Source organism: Clostridium punense (assembly GCF_017874425.1).
Taxonomy (GTDB): domain Bacteria; phylum Bacillota; class Clostridia; order Clostridiales; family Clostridiaceae; genus Clostridium_J; species Clostridium_J punense.
Genome location: NZ_JAGGLL010000057.1, coordinates 1 through 18,929, shown reverse-complemented (window position 1 = coordinate 18,929; position 18,929 = coordinate 1). Strand labels below are relative to the sequence as shown.

Genomic DNA, 18,929 nt, shown 5'->3' with positions numbered 1-18,929 from the left:
GGAAATCCTATGATTTAATATAAATTAATAGACATTGATGGAACGCCGTATGCGGTGAAAGTCGCTTGTACGGTGTGGAGGAGGGGAAAAGAAGGCGATAATATCAAGTTCTTACCTATTCCTATAGACTTGATTGTATTATTTACAAAGTAGATACTATAACCCAGAGTGGGGAAGATTTATTAATGCTGATGCAATAGCAGGTAGCTTGGGAGAATTATTAGGTCATAACATCTTTGCATACACTAAAAATAACCCTATAATGGCAAAAGACCCATCAGGCTTTAGGTCTGTATATACAATGGATGAAGAAACTGACGAAATGAGAGAAGCTTCTTATGCTGCTATGAATAGTGCTAAAAGAAATCAACCTGCATATAAAGAACCAACGGCTTTGGGTATTGATGCATCACAGGGTAAATCATTAACAAAGGGATTGCTAGTATCTTTTGCAGATGAACTTGCTGAAATGCATATTCTTGATAATATTCCTGACCGTGTATGGAAAACGTTCAATAGAGCACAAGCAAGACATTCTTATCCATTAATGATTCCAGCACCTATATCAGTGAAATACCTAAAAGGAGGACTAAAGGCACTCGGGGTTATCGGGATTTTTATGACTGTTGGAGGAGTTATAGATAACTATAAAGAATATGGATTTGGTGAGGCAACGGCTAGGTCAGGAATTGATTTACTAGCGGCAGCAATCGCAATACCAACAGGGCCAGTAGGAGGTGCTTTTGCAAGTTATGGAGGAGAATTGTTTAAGAACTATTTATTTAAAAGAGAATAAAAATATAAGATGAAGTATATTGAAAAACTGAACAGTCAAGGAGGACTTTTATGGATAAAAAAGAACTATTAATAGGTTCATCAGGAATTATTGCAGTAGTATTAACTAGAAAGATTCTTGAGTCTGTAGGATTGGACAATATCAGTTTACAAACAAAGATATTTATATTTGTTATTATGCTAGTGATATATGCGATAAAGTCTATAAGAGAGAAGGATAGAAATGTAAGGAAATATTCTATAATTTCAACAATATTATTCCTAATATTTGGTGTTCTTCTATCTATAGGAATGGTTATAAAAGAAGGATTCCCACAAGTGGATGATGTTGTTAGGAAACCACTAGGTGTAGTTTTATTTATATTATTTGCATCAATCCTAATACCTGTATATGCAGCACGTAATACTAGAAGACAATAAATTTGATGCTCTAAAATGAATAATGATATAGTGTAATAACGGAATAATTAAAATTATCAGATGAAGGTAAAATATTATTTAATATATTCTATATAATAAGTGATTAAATATTTTAAAGCCTAGTGAATAATAGTTTTGCTGGGCTTCTTTTTTATAAGCAGGTGTAATAATAGGATGAGGTGCTGATAAAGCAAAGTCTTGGATTAGTTAAGTAGATTAGGAGGTAGAACATGGATAAAAAAATTTTTAAAAAGGCTCTGGAAGAAGTCTTTAGGAAGTTTGGATTTCAATATGAAAGCAACGCATTTTATCATGATGATGGTAGTATTATAACTGTTATCACACTACAAAAATCTAATTTTAGCAATAGTTTTTATATTAATTTTGGGTTTTTAATTAAAGAAGAGAGTCCAGATATGATATATCCAAAAGAATATGACAGTGATGTATTTGGAAGATTTACATTAGAATTGAATGGTGAATGTTGCCAAAGTATAGACTTGGATACAGTCATTATAGATGATCTACTTTCAGCTGTAACTCAATTTATGAATATCAATATCAAGCCTGTATTAGAGGGTTGTTTAGCTAAATACTTTGAAATTAATCCAAAGGCTGTGCATACAATGTCTTTAAGGGCAAAAAAGTATTTCAAATTTAATTTAAATTCTAGTGGGAATAGGTAATATGCTCTCGTTTATAGTAAACAGTTGAAATATTAAAAATCGTTTACTATAGACAGGAGCATATTTTTACGGGAAGAAAAACACAATATAATTAACAAATTAAAGAGTGAGTAAGAAAAAGTTCATATAAGCAGGGAAAGTTCTAAAGTTAAACAAGAAAAGCCTTCAATGATTGCAGTTATAAACAGAAATGCCCAAAGTGATATAATAATTGGGCTAATAGACAAAGCAGGAACTCAAGTAGTATCTTATATCTATGACTCATGGGGCAAACTAATTTCTATAGAGGGAACACTTAAAGATACTGTAGGAGTTAAGAACCTTTATAGATATCGTGGTTATCGTTATGATTCTGAAACTGAATTATATTACTTGCAGTCAAGGTATTATAACCCAACGTGGGGGAGATTTATAAATGCAGATGCTTTGATTGGACAAACTGGAGAACTTTTAGTACATAATATGTTTGCTTATACAAAAAATAATCCAGTTAATATGAGTGATAAAAATGGATTTAGACCGGTATATACTGTAGGTGAGGAAACAGATGCTATGAGAGAAAATTCATACACTGTTATGAATACTGCTAAACGTAATACTGGAAACTCAATAAACTCTAGTAGCGATTCAAGTTTTAACTACAAAGCTAGTACTATTAAGGGAACTTTATCGGGTGCAATAGATGAAATAGGTTCCGCGGTGGCAGTTGTATTAATAAAAGAAAAAAAGTATGGAAGGAACTTGGAACATTAACATTAGGGAGCTATGTAAGCAGCCTTGGTAAAGGTGCAAGATTTGCCAAAAATGTTATAGGAGTGGCTGGTACAGTCGGATTTGCACTATGGGATAGTGGCAAGAGTATAAATGACGGAGAATATGTAGGTGCAGGGATTGATATACTTTCCGCAGCAGCTGGTTTTGGTGCAGGTGTAGTTATAGATAAAATTTCAAGCGGAATAAAAGATGAATATTATGGGAGATGATGAATGTGAAGAAAATCATGCCAGCTTTAGGGGCTATTTTGGTCTTAATTACTATAATATTTACTAGATATCTTGTCTCTAAATATGGAGAAGGCTCTAGATTAATAATTATAACATTTGCTTTAATTGTTTCAGTTGTTGGGTTAGTAGGAATAGTATACACAAAAAACTATTTAGCTGTATTAGGAGCTTTTATGATGATTTTGCCTCTAGTAGTGATGGCAATAGGAATATATATTGATAATATATATATTTCTGCTATAGGATTATTATTAATCTTTATACTAATACCTATAATGATAAAAGTTACTAAAATAAAAAAATATTAGCATGAATAACCACATAATAATAAACTAATGTTTAAATTTCTTGAATAAGATGAACAGTCCAGTAGGCTTTAGTGCTTATTGGACTTTCTTTTTAGCAATAAGATGAGTTCCATTTATTTGTAAATCCATATATCGGTGAAGTTATTGATAAAAGAGATTATATTGAAAAAGCAGCAATGCAAAGACAAAAGGAAGGTTATAAGAAATATTTAGCAAAGGGAAGAAGAAATCCTTTTTACTGGGGCAATATGGTGAATGTAGGGCAGTTACTTAAACAGTATAACATTACATTCACTGTGTTAGGAGGAATTAATGTATTAATCCAATAACGACACTGAATACTTCTATGTAAGAAATGCTTAAAATGATATAATAGGATCAATTGATAAATCAGGAACTTAGGTTGTATACTATACCTATGATTTTGGGGGAAATTTAATTTCTATAGAGGGTACATTTAAAGAGATTGAAGGAGTAAAAGTATAAATATTATTTCTTTAAACCATTTGAGAGCAGAGAGTATCTGTTCTTTCTTGTGTAAGCTTAATAATATAAAAATACATACATAAGATCTTTTGTGGAGAAGGATTCCAACTTATACCATGTAATAATATATAGTAAATAATAAGCAATTAAACATTTTAATTTGTGGGGGACAGATTATGCATCAGAAAGAAAAATCAAAATTCCTATGGAACTTAGTTCAAAGTATATTAGTGATATTTTTAATAGTACTTGTAGGGTCAATAATAATGGATATAAATAAAATACAAGGCAGTGCTAAGATAATCAATTATGCTGGTATTGTTAGAGGTGGCACCCAAAGACTTGTAAAACTTGAAATAGCAAGGAAACCTAATGATGCTCTTATGGAAGAATTAGATACTATAATTAGGGATTTAAAGAATGGTGAAGGGACAACACGCTTAGTTAAAATACACGATAGGGACTTTCGTAGTTATATTACTAATCAAGAAATTATGTGGAATCAGCTTAAGGAAGAAGTATTGGACACACGCTTAAAGGGCGCTGAGAACACCAACATATTAGAACTAAGTGAAGAATACTTCCAAATGGCTAACGAAACTGTTAAGGCAGCAGAAGTTTATGCAGAGAAATTTGCCACTAAGTTAAAAAACACAGAAATTATATTAGCTGTTAATGTAGCGTCCATAATACTATTGCTCGTATATCAAACAGTAGCAGCTATTATTTTAAATCATAAAAATAAAGAGCTAAATAAACTTGCTTTTATAGATATAAACACAGGGCTTCCCAATAAGGGTTGTTGTGATAAATTCCTATATGAGCATGGCATTTTAAGTAGTGATGAAATAGATGCCTGCATTATGTTTGATTTAAACAACTTAAAAGTAGTAAATGATAATTTTGGTCATAAGGCTGGGGATGCTCTTATAATGAACTTCGCAAACATCCTAAGAAGAACAGCCACAGAGAAGGTCTTTGTAGGACGTTATGGTGGTGATGAATTCATAGCCATATTATTAGATACAAGTAAAGAGGAAGTTGAGGCTTTACTTAAGAACATTGATGATAATATTAAAGAATTTAGTAAGGAAGAAAATGGAACTACAATAAGTTATGCAGCTGGTTATGAGTTATCCAGTGAGTATAAGGATTGCACTCTGCAGATTCTAATGGATAAGGCAGACAAAAAGATGTACGCTGACAAAGCTGAAAAGAAAAGAAATAATATGTTAAACAAATTATAGAGTATGCTTAAAAAGCACCTACTATTTTGGAATGTTCCCTTTATGTTAAAGGGAGCAATTCACTTTGGTAGGTGCTTTTTAGTATGAAAGCTTATTTAGTCAACTGAAAATAAATAATAAGTCAATGATGGGAATGATATTTTCAGTTCATAGGCAAGCTTATGTTCAAGAGCTTGCTTATGCCCACAAGCTTGTTTAGGAACTCAAGGATACTGACTAATTTATTTTTAAAGATTCCTTAATTATGTTTATGAAAGGTAAGTGATTTATTCATAAAGCACTTGTAAGAAAAGTATATATGAAAAATCTCTTCCTCATTTTTAAAATCTATATGGGCTAGTTCAGCTATTTTATCCAGTCTGTACTTAATTGTATTTCTATGAACAAATAGTTGTTTTGCAGTAAATACAGCATTTTGATTATTTGTTAAGTAAATATATAGAGTTTTATAAAGTTCTGTATTATTTTCTGCATCAAAGGCTTTAAGAGTTTTTAGGCTTGGGTGAAGAAAACTATCAATTTCCATTAGCTTTGATGAGTTATATAAAAAGTCATAAAATTGGAAGGATTTATAGTAATTAATAGTATTTAATTTGTTTAAATTCTTTCCAAGTTTAATTGCATTTACTGCCTCATTAAAGTGATTTTTGCAGAGGAGCAAATTATTAAAGGAATTGCTTATTCCAAGAAAAATATGATTTTCTAGAGCAAAGCTTTCCAATTGTTGTAGATGTTCTAGTGAAATGAAAGGGTCATTATCATAGTCATATAGGATAACTACATAGTTTTCATAGTAAATATGTATTTTTTTATGAAATAATTTATTTAACTCATAAGACAAATAGTTAGGAATATTATTGGTGGAATCATAGTTATCAATATTTAAAGCAATAATTAAGAATTTACTTTTTAAAGCTATATTATAACTTTTAAACTTCTCATTTAGGGCCTTCTCATCTGAGATATTATTATCCAAAAGATCCATAAAGAAATTTTTATAATCAGTGTTCTCTAAGCTCAAGTTATTGGAAGTTTTCTCAAGATACTTGGAAATAGCGTTAGAAACTGAAGGTAATATATTTTTATTAGAAGCCTCCATAGGGGATTCACATAAGAGAACCACAATATATCCCACTAATTTACCACCAACAAAGATTTTGCTTACCCACCTTTCAACGGGGCTTTTAGCGCAAATTACTTGAAATGGGAATGCATTATTAAGGGAAGTCTTTATACTTTCCATGTTTCGAACATAAGCTATAAAATCATAAGAACAGTATCCCTTTTTTATATTTTCTACCCAATATTTATCAGATATTTTTGAGGTTTCAGAATTAGCTAAAACCCTATAACTACTATCAATTATTACTACTGGATTGTCTAAAAGTTGTGAGGCAGTTTCTGCAATACTGCTAAGGCTTGTACTGTTTTTTATATTATTTAATAAATTATTTTCAGTAAAGATTTCACTAATCTGATTAAACACTTGAAAAAGGTCACAGCTACCTTCTAAAATCACATAAGAACAACCTTCAACACACTCCATTGGAAAGTTTTCCTTTAAGTCATCAATAAGAAGAACATGACAAGGTTCAAATTTAATTTTATTTTTAACAATAAAGCTAGTTGTACCAACATAAAGAAAATTGCTTTTAAATATCTTTTGATTTTTAACAATAAGCTTTGCTTCAAGAAGTGGTATCTGTGATGATAGCTCTAAAACATTAGTTAACCTGCTATAATCCTTGAAATTATTATATATGTTATAAAAAGTTAGTTTCATTTTGAACACTCCCCAAAAATAAAATCTACAATATATTTACAGTATAGTGCATAGTGCACAATAAGAAAAGAAGTTTTTGTCCACTATTCATATACTCATAAATTCAAAGATTTGTTATATTATTAACAAATCTTTGAATGGGGGTATTTGTAATGCAATACAATAAACTTTTTACACCAGGGAAAATTGGTAACCTATTTATAAAAAATAGAATTGTTATGCCAGCTATGGGAACTTCATTAGCATCATCAACAGGAGAAGCTTCAGATGAAATAATAAGATACTATGAAGAGCGTGCAAAAGGCGGCTGCGGATTAATTATTACTGAAATCACAAGAGTTGATAACGAGACAGGGGTTGGAACTCCTAACCAACTTTGTGCTACAGATGAATATCAAGTTCCAAGACTTGAAAGATTAGCTAAAGCTATACACAGATATGACTCTAAAATCTTTCTTCAATTACATCATCCAGGAAGACAATCTCATGGAAGATTAATTGGAGGAAAACAAATTGTAGCTCCAAGCCCAGTAATGAGCTCAGCTATTGGTGAAATGCCAAGGGAACTAACCACAGAAGAAGTAGAAGGCTTAGTTAAGAAATTTGTTAAAGGAGCAAAATTAGCTCAAATTGCTGGAATTGACGGAGTTGAATTACATGGTGCCCATGGATATTTAATTGGACAATTCTTAAGCCCATCAACAAACCTAAGAACAGATAAGTATGGTGGTTCATTTTCAAATAGAATGAGATTTATCACAGAAATTATATTAGGAATTAAACATATCTGTGGAAAAGACTTCCCAATTTCCGTAAGAATAGATGGGGATGAGTTTGTTCCAGGAGGAATTAACTTAGAGGAAGCTGTAAAAATGGCTAGATACTTAGAAAGCATAGGAGTAGATGCCATAAACGTAAGCTCTGGAACCTATGAATCAGTAAATGCTATCATTGAGCCAATATCTTATCCTCAAGGATGGAAAAGACATCTAGCTAAGGCAATTAAAGCTGCAGTTAAAGTTCCAGTAATAGCTTGTGATGCTATTAAAAAACCAGACTTTGCTGAAAAATTATTACAAGAAGATGGATTAGACTTTGTGGCTTTAGGAAGAGCTCAACTAGCTGATCCACAGTGGGGAAAGAAAGCTATTGAAGGAAGAGAAGAAGAAATAAGACCATGTATCTCTTGCTTATACTGCATAGAAGAGCTTATGGGAATAAAATGTGTTAAATGTGCTGTAAACCCTAAGTTAGGAAGAGAAGATTTCTATGATGAATTAAAGGTTAATGGTAATAATCGTGTAGTTGCAATAGTTGGTGGAGGACCAGCTGGAATGCAAAGTGCAATTACTTTAGCAGAAAGAGGATTTAAGCCCGTACTATTTGAAAAAAGAAGTGTATTAGGTGGTAGTGTTTATTTAGGAAGTGTGCCACCATTAAAAACAAAATTAAATGATTTCTTAAATCACCTGGAAGGTGAAATGAGAAGATTAGGAGTAGAAATTAGACTTAATACAGTAGCTACTATAGAAGAAATCAAGAACCTTAACCCATATGCAGTATTTGTAGCACCAGGAGCTGAGCCAAATATTCCTAAATTACCAGGACTTGAAGAGGGCAATGTTTGTACTATTGAAGATATATTAGGAAAGAAAGTAGTATTAAAGGATAAAAAAGTAATAGTGGTTGGTTCAGGATTAACAGGATTAGAAACTGCAGAGTATTTAGCTGAAACAGGAAACAATGTAACAGTTATTGAAATGCAAAATAAAATTGGACCAGGAGCATATCTGCCAAACTTAATAGATGTAACTACAAGACTTAAAAAACATGGAGTAGCAATGTTACCTTCTCATAGATTAGTAAAAATCAATAAACAGGGTATAGTTGCTGAAAACACATTAATTAACAGTGTTGTAAATATGGAAGCAGAGGCAGTTGTATTATCCCTAGGAGTTAAAGTAAATGATGCCTTTGTTCAAAGCTTCAGAGAGAACTTTAGCAGGGTATTGGTTTTAGGGGATGCAGAAAAACCAGGAAGAATAGGCCAAGCAGTTCAAACAGGCTTAGATAAAGCTTATACATTAGAATAGAGGGGGAGAATTCATATGAAGGATTTTAAAAATAAAGTTGCTGTGGTTACAGGTGCAGCTAATGGTATAGGAAGAGAACTAGCAAGAGAAGCGGCTTTAAGAGGCATGAAGGTTGTAATAGCTGATATAGATGTAGAAAACCTAAATAAGGTAAAGGTAGAATTAGAAGAAAAAGGCACAGAGGTTTTATCACTAGTAATAGATGTAACAGAGTATGATCAAGTAGAAAAATTAGCTAAAGAAACTATTGAAAGATTTGGAGAAGTGCATTTACTTTTCAACAACGCTGGAGTAGTTGTGCCAGGTAAGATTTGGGAGCTACCTTTAAAGGACATAGATTACATCATGGAATCAAATTTATACAGCGTAGTTTATGGAATAAAAGTATTTGTACCTATTATGCTTAAGCAAGACAATCCTTGTCATATTGTTGATGTAGCAAGTGTGGCTGGTTTACTTACATCACCAGCTATGCCAACTTACCACATGACAAAGTTTGGTAATGTTGCCTTAAGTGAAGCAGTAAACTATCAACTTCAAGGAATGGGATCAAAAATAAAAATGTCTGTTTTCTGCCCAGGTTATATTCAAACAGATCTTCATAATTGCGACAAGAGAAGAACAGAGAAGTTTAAAATTGATGAAGATCCATACTACACAAGTGAAGGCTTCTATGCTGGACTTAAGCAATCAGAACATGTAATTAAAACAGGAATGCCTATTGATTCCATAGGCATGAGCGTATTCCAAGGAATTGAAGATGAAAACTTCTATATTCTTACACATCCACAGTATAATCCTATAATTGGATTAAGAGTTAAGAATATTTTAGAGGGTAAAAATCCTGATATTAGTTTCTTTAAAAAGTAGTTTATAATTTGACCTATTTATAGCATAGAGAGTTATAAGGTGTCATCATTTAAGTTTCGAGAATTACAATAAGATATTATGATAATATTTATAATTCAAGTGCTGAGAAAAACCAATGTTTGATAATTTAACATTAATAGAGCCATGGGTAATAGAGAAATTAATTCTCTGTTTATCCATGGCTTTTGTGCGTAGAAAACTGAAATTAGTTAAAATATTTATAACAAGTATATGTTTAACTGTATAATAAATTTTACAGATTATTACACAAGTTTCACAAAAGTTTAAAAATAACCATAAATTATATGTAAAGATTGTTAATAAATCATAAAGTTTTTGTGAAACAAACGAATATAAAGTATAAGGCTTAATCGATTATTGTTATATTTTGCGGTAAAGAATAGTTTTCTATTAAAGATGTAAAGGGGATATGTAGATGAAAAGAAGCATTATCAGAATAGGTATAAGGGGTAAACTTATATTAAGTTTAATTTCAATTTGCATAGTAACATTTCTTATTATAGGTATAACATCATATAATCAATCTAAAGATTTACTTGCAAAAAAGTTTGAGATAACCAGTATGCAAAGCTTAACAGAAATTAATAGAGGATTAGAAACCTATTTTAATACCTTTATAAATCCAATTAAAATGCTCTCCACTAACGTAAACTTTAAAGAAGTTGGTTTAGTTGAAAGTAGAATTCAATTTGCTGAGGTTTTTTTGAAAGATGTTAAAGAAAGTAGCGATGATATTTTTAGTGCTTACTTTGGAACAGATGAAGGAAAATTTATTATTTATCCTAAAGGTGATATGGGAAAGGACTTCAACCATAAGGAAAGAGTTTGGTATAAGAAAGCCATAGAAAACAAGGGTAAAATAATTATTACAGAGCCTTTTAAAGATGCAAGAACTGGAAAACTAGTAGTTTCAATTGCAAAGACAGTTGAACGAGACGGAAATATGGTTGGAGTAGTGGCAATGAATATTTCATTAGAAAATCTATCAAAATCTCTATCAACCGTTAAGATTGGTGAATCTGGCTATGTTTATATAACCGATAGTAAGGGAATAACTTTGTCCCATCCTAATATAGAGTTTATTGGTCAAGACACAGCTACTAAGCTATCTATATGGAAGGAAATCCAGTCAAATACCAATGGATTTGGAGATTATATATATGATGGTGTAAAAAAATACACAAGCTATGAAACTAATAAAACAACTGGTTGGAAACTAGTTGCTACAATGAATGAATCTGAAATAACTAAAGATACAAAACAACTTAGAAGCAAAATCATCATATCATTTTTTATTGTAGTAGGATTAGCTTCAATAATATCATATTTCTTTAGCAGAGATATTTCTATTAAAGTTGCAAAACTAAACCATGGTTTTAATAAGGCATCCAATGGTGATTTAGCTGCTAGTATTGAGATAAAATCAAAAGATGAGTTTGGAATGTTAGGAGAAAATTTTAACTCCATGATAAAAAACATGGCAGAGTTAATGTTATCTGTAAAGGAATCATCCAGTGTAGTTCTTGGAACATCAATTAGCTTAGCTTCCATGGCTGAAGAAACTAGTGCTTCAATAGATCAAGTGTCAAATGCAATGGAAGAAATTGCTCAAGGCTCTGTAAAAACTGCGCAAAGCTCTCAAGAGGGAACAGAAGATATTTATGAACTAGCTGAGAACTTAAATAAAATATTAGAATCCACTGAAGGATTAAGTTTAGTCTATAAAAATACTGAAACTCTTACTTCTAGAGGAATTCATATGGTTAAAATCCTTGCAGAAAAGTCAGGTAAAACTAAAGATTCTACAACTCAAGTTGGAGATATTATAGAAGAGATGAAAAAAAGAACGGAGCAGATAAATTCAATTTCTGATACTATATCTCAAGTTACGGAGCAAACTAATTTACTATCATTAAATGCATCCATAGAGGCTGCAAGAGCTGGTGAAGCAGGAAGAGGATTTGCAGTTGTAGCTGATGAAATCAGAAAGTTAGCTGAACAATCTAAAAATTCCACTGTGGAAATAAAGAATATAATTGATGAAATAAAAACTAGTGCATCAAATGCATATCTAGCAATGAATGAAACAAGTACAACTGTTGATGAACAGCAAAAGGCAGTAATGGAGGCACAAGAAATATTTGATGAAATTAGTCAGTCTATACTAGTACTTGAAGAAAATATATCTAGAATCAAAGAAGATTCATTGAATATAAATAATAAGAAAGAAAAAGTAGTAGGTCAAATTGAAAACATATCCTCTATATCAGAAGAAACTGCTGCTGCCACTGAAGAAGTATCTGCATCAGCAGAACAAATAAGTTCTACAATGGAAGAGGTTACAAATTCAGTAGATGAACTTAAGAATCTTACTGAAAACCTTCAAAAACTTGTGGAAAAGTTTAATTTACATTAGATTTAAATATGGGTGAATAATTTGCAAAAAATAATAGGGTGCCAATAAAAGTTGATAAATAACTTAATTTATTAAAATAAAACATAAAAACCACTATATCAATTTTTAAAATTGGTATAGTGGTTTTTATTATAGTGGGTAATGAATAAGTCATTGGTGCATAAGCACTTTTCTAAACAATAATATATTTCAATACAATTATTTAGAAGAAACACTAGTATTACTGTTAATGATTATGGCACTCATGGTCATGAGCATGGCAAGCTTCTCCAGAATCTACAAGGGCACCTTGAAGCCAGCTAGAAGCTACAGTTTTCACATCCCCTGAGCAACCACGTAATACCTGAATTCCTGCATTATTAAGTACGTTTACAGCTCCGTCTCCCATGTTTCCAGCCAGCATAACTTTAACTCCCATGTCAGCAAGAACTGAAGCAATATTTGATTTACAGCCACAACCTGCTGGTGAAGCTACCTGCTCAGAAGAAAGGATTTCTTTAGTATTAGTATCAACAGTAAAAACTGTGAAGTACTCACAATGTCCAAAGTGACTATCAATAGAATTATTACGAGATGGTAATGCAATTTTCATAATATAACCTCCAATATAAAATAATAGATTAAGTTTTAAAATAAGTTATTGGCATATGCCTATATAAAGTATAATAGTCTTATGTTGAAAATATGTCAATAAGGTTGCAATAAATTATTAGCATTTGACAATAATCTTTTATGTATTACAATGTAAGTATAATGAACAGGGCTAATAATTCCTTAGCATAAAAGTGTGTAAAATTGAATAACAATCCTTAAAGAAACATATTACTTGAAATACCAGTAAGTCCCTATAATATAGATAATAAAAAATGGATAAGTTCACTTTATAGAGCAACGGCAAAAAGTTTAATAGACACTTATGGACGATGGTAGACTTGAATTATCCAACTTGAAACTTATCAGGGATATCTAAGGACTTGTTAAGGGGATAAAAATAGTTTATGAATTGAAAAATAAGTTAATGTGATACATAGCATTGGAGGAAGAAAATATGCCAAGACCAACTAAATTTAGAAGAGTAGAGTTTTTTCCAGAAAGCAACTATTTTGTACCTTTTGGAAAACCAAAATGTGAAATTGAAGAAGTTATACTTAAGGTTGAAGAGTTAGAAGCAATGAGGCTTAAGGATATAGAAGAGCTAAATCAGGAAGAGTGTGCTGAAAAAATGCAAGTGTCACGCCAAACCTTCCAAAATATAATTGATAGTGCAAGAAAAAAAGTAGCTATTGCTTTAACAGAAGGGAAAGCTATAAGAATAGAAGGTGGACATTACACAACAAACCATTGCAAATATAAGTGTATGGAATGTGGTGAAGTCTATGATATTAATTTTCAGCTAGATAAAGAAGCTTGCCCTAAATGTAAATCAACCCAGGTAATATGCAGCAAAAAAGCTGGATTTTGTGGACAGTGGTGTCATGGAAGAGGTAAGTAAATCCTAAAATAAGTTTTGTATCAACTTATCTGTAGGGATTCCATAGTGATAATTATCAGGTTTTTTTATGGGAGTTATTTCAACAAAATCTCTGAAAGTGGCATAAACACTATATCTTCTTAAGAAGATATAAATAAAAGAATAAATATTAATAATAATATATATCTATATAAAGATATGTAATAAAAGAATATTTGCAATTTAATATGGATAAAGCCATGGATAATGTAGAAGTTAAATCGCTATGTGTACCCATGGCTTTGATATTCTTATAGCACATTATGCATTGTACCTAAGCAAGGAACTTATAAATGGAGCATTGCAAAGGTTTATTAATTACTAGGTGAAATTAATAGCTGCATGAGATTTTTATGTCTAAAAGTAAGAGTTTGAGAGAGTTTTTGCAGTAAATGGTGTTGTAGAAAACCTTAATTTAGGCTACAATTAAAACGGGTGAATGATTTGGATAGAATAATGTTAATTGGAGATTCAGATATAATTTACAACTCAGTAATGAAAGTGATGTTTAAAGAAGGAATGAATTTAGTTTATGTAACTAAAGATCCTTTAGATGCCATTGTTAAGTGCAAGGAATATTACCCGGATATAATTATTTATGAGCACTCAACTAACTGTTCAAATCTAACTTTATTTATAAAACAGTTAAAAGAGTACAATAGTGAAATAAGAATGGTATTTTTGTAGTTATAATTTTATATTTTAATACTTAAAATCTAGTACCCTTGTGATGTGAAGGGTTCAAAGCTCATAATATGGTATAATAAATCAAAAGATTAGACTGAATTTCTGTGATAGGAGTTTGGTTTAATCTTTTTAATTTGTTAGGAAGTCTTATGCAAAAGTAGTTTTCACTATTAATTATTTAATTTATAGGTAACACTCACTTTACTTATTAAGAGATTGGAGTTTTTTTCTTAAAAAGTAAGAGTAAGCGTAAACCTTAATTTAAATACATATGATAATGCTCCACATCAATAACTTTTCTTAATTTGGTTAGTGAATTTTACTATGATATTTGTATAACTAACTTTAAGCTTTAAATATTTATTATAAAATAATCCTCATTAAACTAAATTTAGATAAAAACACAATTATACTTCACAGCATAGACGTATAAACTCTAAAGAAGCTGGAGTTAGAAATTTATTTTTGTGATAAATAATATGATATTGACGATTAAATTTGAGACCATGAACTTCTAATTTGCGAATTTTGCCTCTGTCAATAAAGTCTTGAACCAATTGTAATGGAAGAATGGAAATTCCAATACCCTGTGATACCCCATTAATGATAGCCTCTGTACTTGAACTTTCCCAAATGGGTTTAAGGGAAATATTGTGAAGTAATAGAATGGATTCTGCAAGTTCGCGGGTTCCACTATTTTTTTCACGCATTAGGAATTTTTGGGTAGATAAGTCCTCCACAGATATAACTTCTTTTTTTAGAAGGGGATTTTCTAAATCACAAATTACTACAAGCTCATCATTAATAAAATCCTTTGAAATAATGTGCTCAGAGTGTACAATTCCTTCAATAAGGGCAAAGTCTAACTCATTTTCTAAAATTAGCTTTTCTATGATATCTGAACTATCAATGGTTACAAGGGTTTCAATATCAGGATATCTCAGTGAAAATTCCTTAATGTAATAGGGCATGAGGTGAGTTCCTATGGTAATGCTTGAACCAATCCTTAGTCTTCCTATGGTAGATGAACTCCTTATTGTTGCTTCTAATTCCTCGAAAAGAGAGTTGATATGAAGCGCATAATTTAATATTATCTTTCCTGCTTCAGTTAAATATAGCTTCTTTGATATACGTTCAAAAAGTTGAGTTCCATAATAAGATTCTAGTTCTTTGATTACATTACTTACAGCAGGCTGGGATATATAGAGTTTCTTTGCTGCTAAGGTAATACTATTTTCCTTACATACGGATACAAATATCTTTAGGTGTCTTAATGTCATAAATATCCTCCTTATAGCATACATAACTAAATAGTTATACATATAATAAAATAATATAATTTTACTTATAAATTTACAAGCACTATAATAATTACTGTCAGGGGGAGATAAAAGATGGAAAAGAACTTAAAGTTCTATTTTAAGTTATTTACTTCAACGTTTTATTTAAGTGCATTTACTTTTGGAGGAGGCTATGTTATTATTCCGCTAATGAGGAAAAAGTTTGTGGAAGAGTATAATTGGATAGAGGAAAAAGAAATGCTAGACTTAACAGCAATTGCTCAATCATCACCAGGTGCCATTGCAGTAAATGCAGCAATATTAGTTGGATATCGTTTGGCGGGAATATTAGGAGCTATGATAACTATTTTAGGTACTGTGCTGCCACCTTTAATTATTTTATCAATCATATCAATTGCGTACTCCGCTTTTATAGAAAATGCAATTGTAAAATATATACTTAGGGGAATGCAGGCAGGGGTCGCAGCTGTAGTTTTGGATGTTGTAATTAGTATGGTAATAGAACTTTTAAAAGAAAAAAAGGTATTACCTATCATGGTTATGATAGGTGCATTTATAGCCTCATTTATCCTAAATATCAATGTTGTCATAATAATTTTTGCCAGTGGGGTAATTGGAGCCATATCTATGTACTTTTCTAGATATGTAAAAAAGCGTGGTGATTTGAAGTGATTTTACTAAAACTGTTTTGGAGCTTTTTTCAAATAGGATTGTTTAGTTTTGGAGGCGGTTATGCAGCCATGCCATTGATTCAAAATCAAATAGTCAATATCAATGGTTGGTTAACTATGAGCGAGTTTGCAGATGTTATAACAATATCTCAGATGACACCTGGTCCAATAGGTATTAATTCAGCCACATTTGTAGGAATACGTATTGCTGGTATACTAGGTGCCCTTGCAGCCACTATAGGATGTGTTCTTCCATCTTGCATTATTGTTCTTATATTAGCTTATATATATTATAAATATAGAGGATTATCTACTGTTCAAGCAGTATTAAATGGACTAAGACCAGCTGTTATAGCAATGATTGCATCGGCAGGATTAGCTTTAATAATTTTAGCCTTTTGGAATGGACAGAGCGTTTCCTTTAACATAAAGGATATAGATATTATTGCAGTGACGATTTTTTTTGCTGCATTAGTTATTCTTAGAAGATGGAAGATTAATCCAGTTTTAATAATGATTGGAGCAGGAGTTGTTGGTTTATGTGTTTATCCATTTGTTATGCAATAAAAAAAGAGGAGATGAAGAATGAATAGATTTTTAATTGAAGACTTATTTGGTATTGAAGGGTTTAATATAGCTTGGTATGGAGTAATTATAGGAGTTGGTATGGTATTAGGCATATTACTAGCAAGTTATAGAGCGAAAAAGAATGGATATAAAACAGATTTAATTTTTGATTATTTTCTTATAGCATTACCTATTGCCATTATTTGTGCTCGTATGTATTATGTAGCTTTTGAGTGGGAAGTTTATGCAAATAATCCAATAAATATATTAGCAATAAGGGAAGGTGGATTAGCAATATATGGAGGAGTAATAGGGGGGATGCTGGCAGCATTAATTTTCACTAAGGCAAATAAGTTCCCATTGTTAAAACTAGTTGACTTAGTGATTCCAAGCTTAGTATTAGGACAATCAATTGGTAGATGGGGAAATTTTGTTAACCAAGAAGCCTATGGTGAGTTAATTGCCAATCCTAAATTTCAATTTTTCCCTTATGGTGTGTATATTGAGGCCATATCTGAGTGGCATCAAGCTACGTTTTTTTATGAAAGTATATGGAATCTTTTATTGTTTATACTTTTGATTGCCATAGCGAGAAAAACTAAGAAGGATGGTATTATGGTTGCAATCTATTTTATATTTTATGGATTAGGTAGATTTTTAATAGAGGGGCTTAGAACTGATAGCTTATATTTATTTGGAGGGATTAGGGTATCACAGGCTCTGTCACTTCTATTGATTGTTACAGGAATTATTTTGTTTGCATTAATACAAAAAGGAAAAATACAAGGGAATGATTATCATGGAAAGTACTTAAATTTGTAATCCCAGTAAAAGACTTTGAATTATATGATAGATGCCACTGAAAAGTAATGATGCTAGTATTGATAACTTAGAATAATATTAACGTTGGCATAGGCCGTTCATGTTGAGCGGCATTTTTTGTCATGCTACTATCATCCCTATATAGTTAGGTAACTTGACAAATATGAATAAACTCCTTAATTTTTTCAAGTACATAGAATTAATTGAAATATATGTAATAATTTTCCGCATCAATAATTTTTCTTAATTTCTTTAGCATTTTCTTTTTTATATTAAAGGCCTTTCCATAGGGCATACCCCTATAAGCTGCAAAGGCTTTTAAGGAGGTTTTCTTATAGTATAAAAATTCTATAAGGAGCTGTTCATCTAAGGAAAGCTTAGCTATTTCATTTTTTAATTCCTTGTGAAATACATTTTTAAATAACATATCCTCAACAGAAACCATATCATAGGAAAGTACCTTCTCAAGATTATCATCTAAGCTTAGGATTTTACACCATTCTCCATGGGACTTTCTAAGGGAAGTTCTGATTAAATTGTTTATGGAGTTTTTAATTGCATTGGTAGCATAAGCTACGAAGCGATGTTTACTGGGGTCATAAAGGAGGACACATTTAAAGAGGGTTTTATAACATTCACTTTTTAAATCTTCAAAGTCAAAACCGTTTATATAGGTTCTCATTGAAAGCTTTATAATTAAAGGGGTAAACTGGGCACATAATTCTTCTTTAGCTTTAGAATTGCCTTGTTTTGAAAGTAACACCAAATTTTCGATTTTATCAAAATCCATTAAAGTTCTCCTTTCAATATGAAATTATAAGTTAGAAATATAAAGAAAAAATGAAATGTAGATATGAGGGTTTCATGGGATTTTAACTCTGGTTCCTTATAATAGGAATTATATGCAGATTTTATAGGTGACAGTAGTTTGTAGAGGTAGGAAACCAAATGAATAGCTTATTTAACTACTTCTTTATTGATTTCCTTAAAATTTCCATAGAAAATGGAATTATAATCTAATTAGTTTTTAACTGAAGTGAACTTATGTTCAACAAGCGCCTTGGAATGCCATAATAGTGAGCTAATTAATCAAGGGTTTCAGGGTTACCAGTACCACATTTTGAAATTAACCTATGTACTCTTACTCTTACACCACTTTACAACAAAATTAACTTACTTCATCTAAGTGAATTAAGGAATTAATTACCTCTAAAGCCCTATCATTAATTTTGCGCTTTTGTA

At 31.1% G+C, this 18,929-nt stretch carries 19 protein-coding genes; 15 read left to right on the top strand and 4 right to left on the bottom strand.

The window, feature by feature from the left end; all coding sequences use genetic code 11:
- Positions 1-133: 133 nt before the first annotated feature.
- From J2Z44_RS22020 to J2Z44_RS20230, 7 genes are all read left to right on the top strand, one after another.
- Positions 134-796: an RHS repeat-associated core domain-containing protein gene (locus J2Z44_RS22020; RefSeq protein WP_021282523.1), complete on the top strand. Its 663-nt coding sequence runs from the start codon at positions 134-136 to the stop codon at positions 794-796.
- Positions 797-846: 50 nt separating this feature from the next.
- Positions 847-1,215: a hypothetical protein gene (locus tag J2Z44_RS20255; RefSeq protein ID WP_021282524.1), complete on the top strand. Its 369-nt coding sequence runs from the start codon at positions 847-849 to the stop codon at positions 1,213-1,215.
- Positions 1,216-1,445: 230 nt separating this feature from the next.
- Complete coding sequence (locus tag J2Z44_RS20250; RefSeq protein ID WP_021282525.1) at positions 1,446-1,901, top strand: DUF4304 domain-containing protein; 456 nt, start codon at positions 1,446-1,448, stop codon at positions 1,899-1,901.
- A 168-nt stretch (positions 1,902-2,069) separates the two neighbouring features.
- Complete coding sequence (locus J2Z44_RS20245; protein ID WP_021282526.1) at positions 2,070-2,654, top strand: RHS repeat-associated core domain-containing protein; 585 nt, start codon at positions 2,070-2,072, stop codon at positions 2,652-2,654.
- A 62-nt stretch (positions 2,655-2,716) separates the two neighbouring features.
- Positions 2,717-2,884 (top strand): hypothetical protein, encoded by a 168-nt coding sequence (locus tag J2Z44_RS20240; protein ID WP_021282527.1) that lies wholly within the window; start codon positions 2,717-2,719, stop codon positions 2,882-2,884.
- Positions 2,885-2,889: 5 nt separating this feature from the next.
- The gene (locus J2Z44_RS20235; RefSeq protein ID WP_021282528.1) at positions 2,890-3,213 is read left to right on the top strand and encodes a hypothetical protein; all 324 of its coding nucleotides are present in this window, start codon (positions 2,890-2,892) and stop codon (positions 3,211-3,213) included.
- 662 nt (positions 3,214-3,875) lie between these two features.
- Complete coding sequence (locus tag J2Z44_RS20230) at positions 3,876-4,946, top strand: GGDEF domain-containing protein (RefSeq protein ID WP_021282530.1); 1,071 nt, start codon at positions 3,876-3,878, stop codon at positions 4,944-4,946.
- Between the two features lie 238 nt (positions 4,947-5,184).
- Here the strand turns inward: J2Z44_RS20230 and J2Z44_RS20225 are convergent, their stop codons facing one another.
- A complete protein-coding gene (locus tag J2Z44_RS20225) occupies positions 5,185-6,729 on the bottom strand; it encodes a PucR family transcriptional regulator (protein WP_021282531.1) in 1,545 nt (514 codons plus the stop codon).
- A gap of 152 nt (positions 6,730-6,881) precedes the next feature.
- On the opposite strand from J2Z44_RS20225, the gene J2Z44_RS20220 reads away from it, so the two are divergent.
- The 3 genes from J2Z44_RS20220 to J2Z44_RS20210 all read left to right on the top strand — a co-directional run bounded on the left by J2Z44_RS20220 (position 6,882) and on the right by J2Z44_RS20210 (position 12,129).
- Entirely contained in the window at positions 6,882-8,822 is a 1,941-nt protein-coding gene (locus J2Z44_RS20220; protein ID WP_021282532.1) for an oxidoreductase, read from the top strand.
- A 15-nt stretch (positions 8,823-8,837) separates the two neighbouring features.
- Positions 8,838-9,692 (top strand): SDR family NAD(P)-dependent oxidoreductase, encoded by an 855-nt coding sequence (locus tag J2Z44_RS20215; protein ID WP_021282533.1) that lies wholly within the window; start codon positions 8,838-8,840, stop codon positions 9,690-9,692.
- A 436-nt stretch (positions 9,693-10,128) separates the two neighbouring features.
- Positions 10,129-12,129, top strand: coding sequence for a methyl-accepting chemotaxis protein (locus J2Z44_RS20210; RefSeq protein ID WP_021282534.1), 2,001 nt, complete (start codon positions 10,129-10,131; stop codon positions 12,127-12,129).
- A 226-nt stretch (positions 12,130-12,355) separates the two neighbouring features.
- Here the strand turns inward: J2Z44_RS20210 and J2Z44_RS20205 are convergent, their stop codons facing one another.
- Positions 12,356-12,721, bottom strand: coding sequence for a NifB/NifX family molybdenum-iron cluster-binding protein (locus J2Z44_RS20205; protein WP_021282835.1), 366 nt, complete (start codon positions 12,719-12,721; stop codon positions 12,356-12,358).
- Between the two features lie 456 nt (positions 12,722-13,177).
- Here J2Z44_RS20205 and J2Z44_RS20200 point away from each other — a divergent pair, with 456 nt between their 5' ends.
- Both J2Z44_RS20200 and J2Z44_RS20195 read left to right on the top strand, forming a co-directional pair.
- Positions 13,178-13,621, top strand: coding sequence for a DUF134 domain-containing protein (locus J2Z44_RS20200; protein WP_021282836.1), 444 nt, complete (start codon positions 13,178-13,180; stop codon positions 13,619-13,621).
- Positions 13,622-14,083: 462 nt separating this feature from the next.
- Positions 14,084-14,326, top strand: a complete 243-nt coding sequence (locus J2Z44_RS20195; protein WP_021282837.1) for a hypothetical protein — start codon at positions 14,084-14,086, stop codon at positions 14,324-14,326.
- A gap of 407 nt (positions 14,327-14,733) precedes the next feature.
- Here J2Z44_RS20195 and J2Z44_RS20190 read toward each other — a convergent pair whose 3' ends face one another.
- The gene (locus J2Z44_RS20190) at positions 14,734-15,606 is read right to left on the bottom strand and encodes a LysR family transcriptional regulator (RefSeq protein WP_021282838.1); all 873 of its coding nucleotides are present in this window, start codon (positions 15,604-15,606) and stop codon (positions 14,734-14,736) included.
- Positions 15,607-15,720: 114 nt separating this feature from the next.
- Here J2Z44_RS20190 and J2Z44_RS20185 point away from each other — a divergent pair, with 114 nt between their 5' ends.
- The 3 genes from J2Z44_RS20185 to lgt are packed head-to-tail and all read left to right on the top strand — an operon-like array spanning position 15,721 to position 17,687.
- Positions 15,721-16,299, top strand: coding sequence for a chromate transporter (locus tag J2Z44_RS20185; protein ID WP_021282839.1), 579 nt, complete (start codon positions 15,721-15,723; stop codon positions 16,297-16,299).
- Positions 16,296-16,865, top strand: coding sequence for a chromate transporter (locus J2Z44_RS20180; protein WP_021282840.1), 570 nt, complete (start codon positions 16,296-16,298; stop codon positions 16,863-16,865). The genes J2Z44_RS20185 and J2Z44_RS20180 overlap by 4 nt, the downstream gene beginning before the upstream one ends.
- Before the next feature lie 18 nt (positions 16,866-16,883).
- Entirely contained in the window at positions 16,884-17,687 is an 804-nt protein-coding gene (lgt, locus tag J2Z44_RS20175) for a prolipoprotein diacylglyceryl transferase (protein ID WP_021282841.1), read from the top strand.
- 199 nt (positions 17,688-17,886) lie between these two features.
- Here lgt and J2Z44_RS20170 read toward each other — a convergent pair whose 3' ends face one another.
- Positions 17,887-18,477: a sigma-70 family RNA polymerase sigma factor gene (locus J2Z44_RS20170; RefSeq protein WP_021282842.1), complete on the bottom strand. Its 591-nt coding sequence runs from the start codon at positions 18,475-18,477 to the stop codon at positions 17,887-17,889.
- Positions 18,478-18,929: the final 452 nt, after the last annotated feature.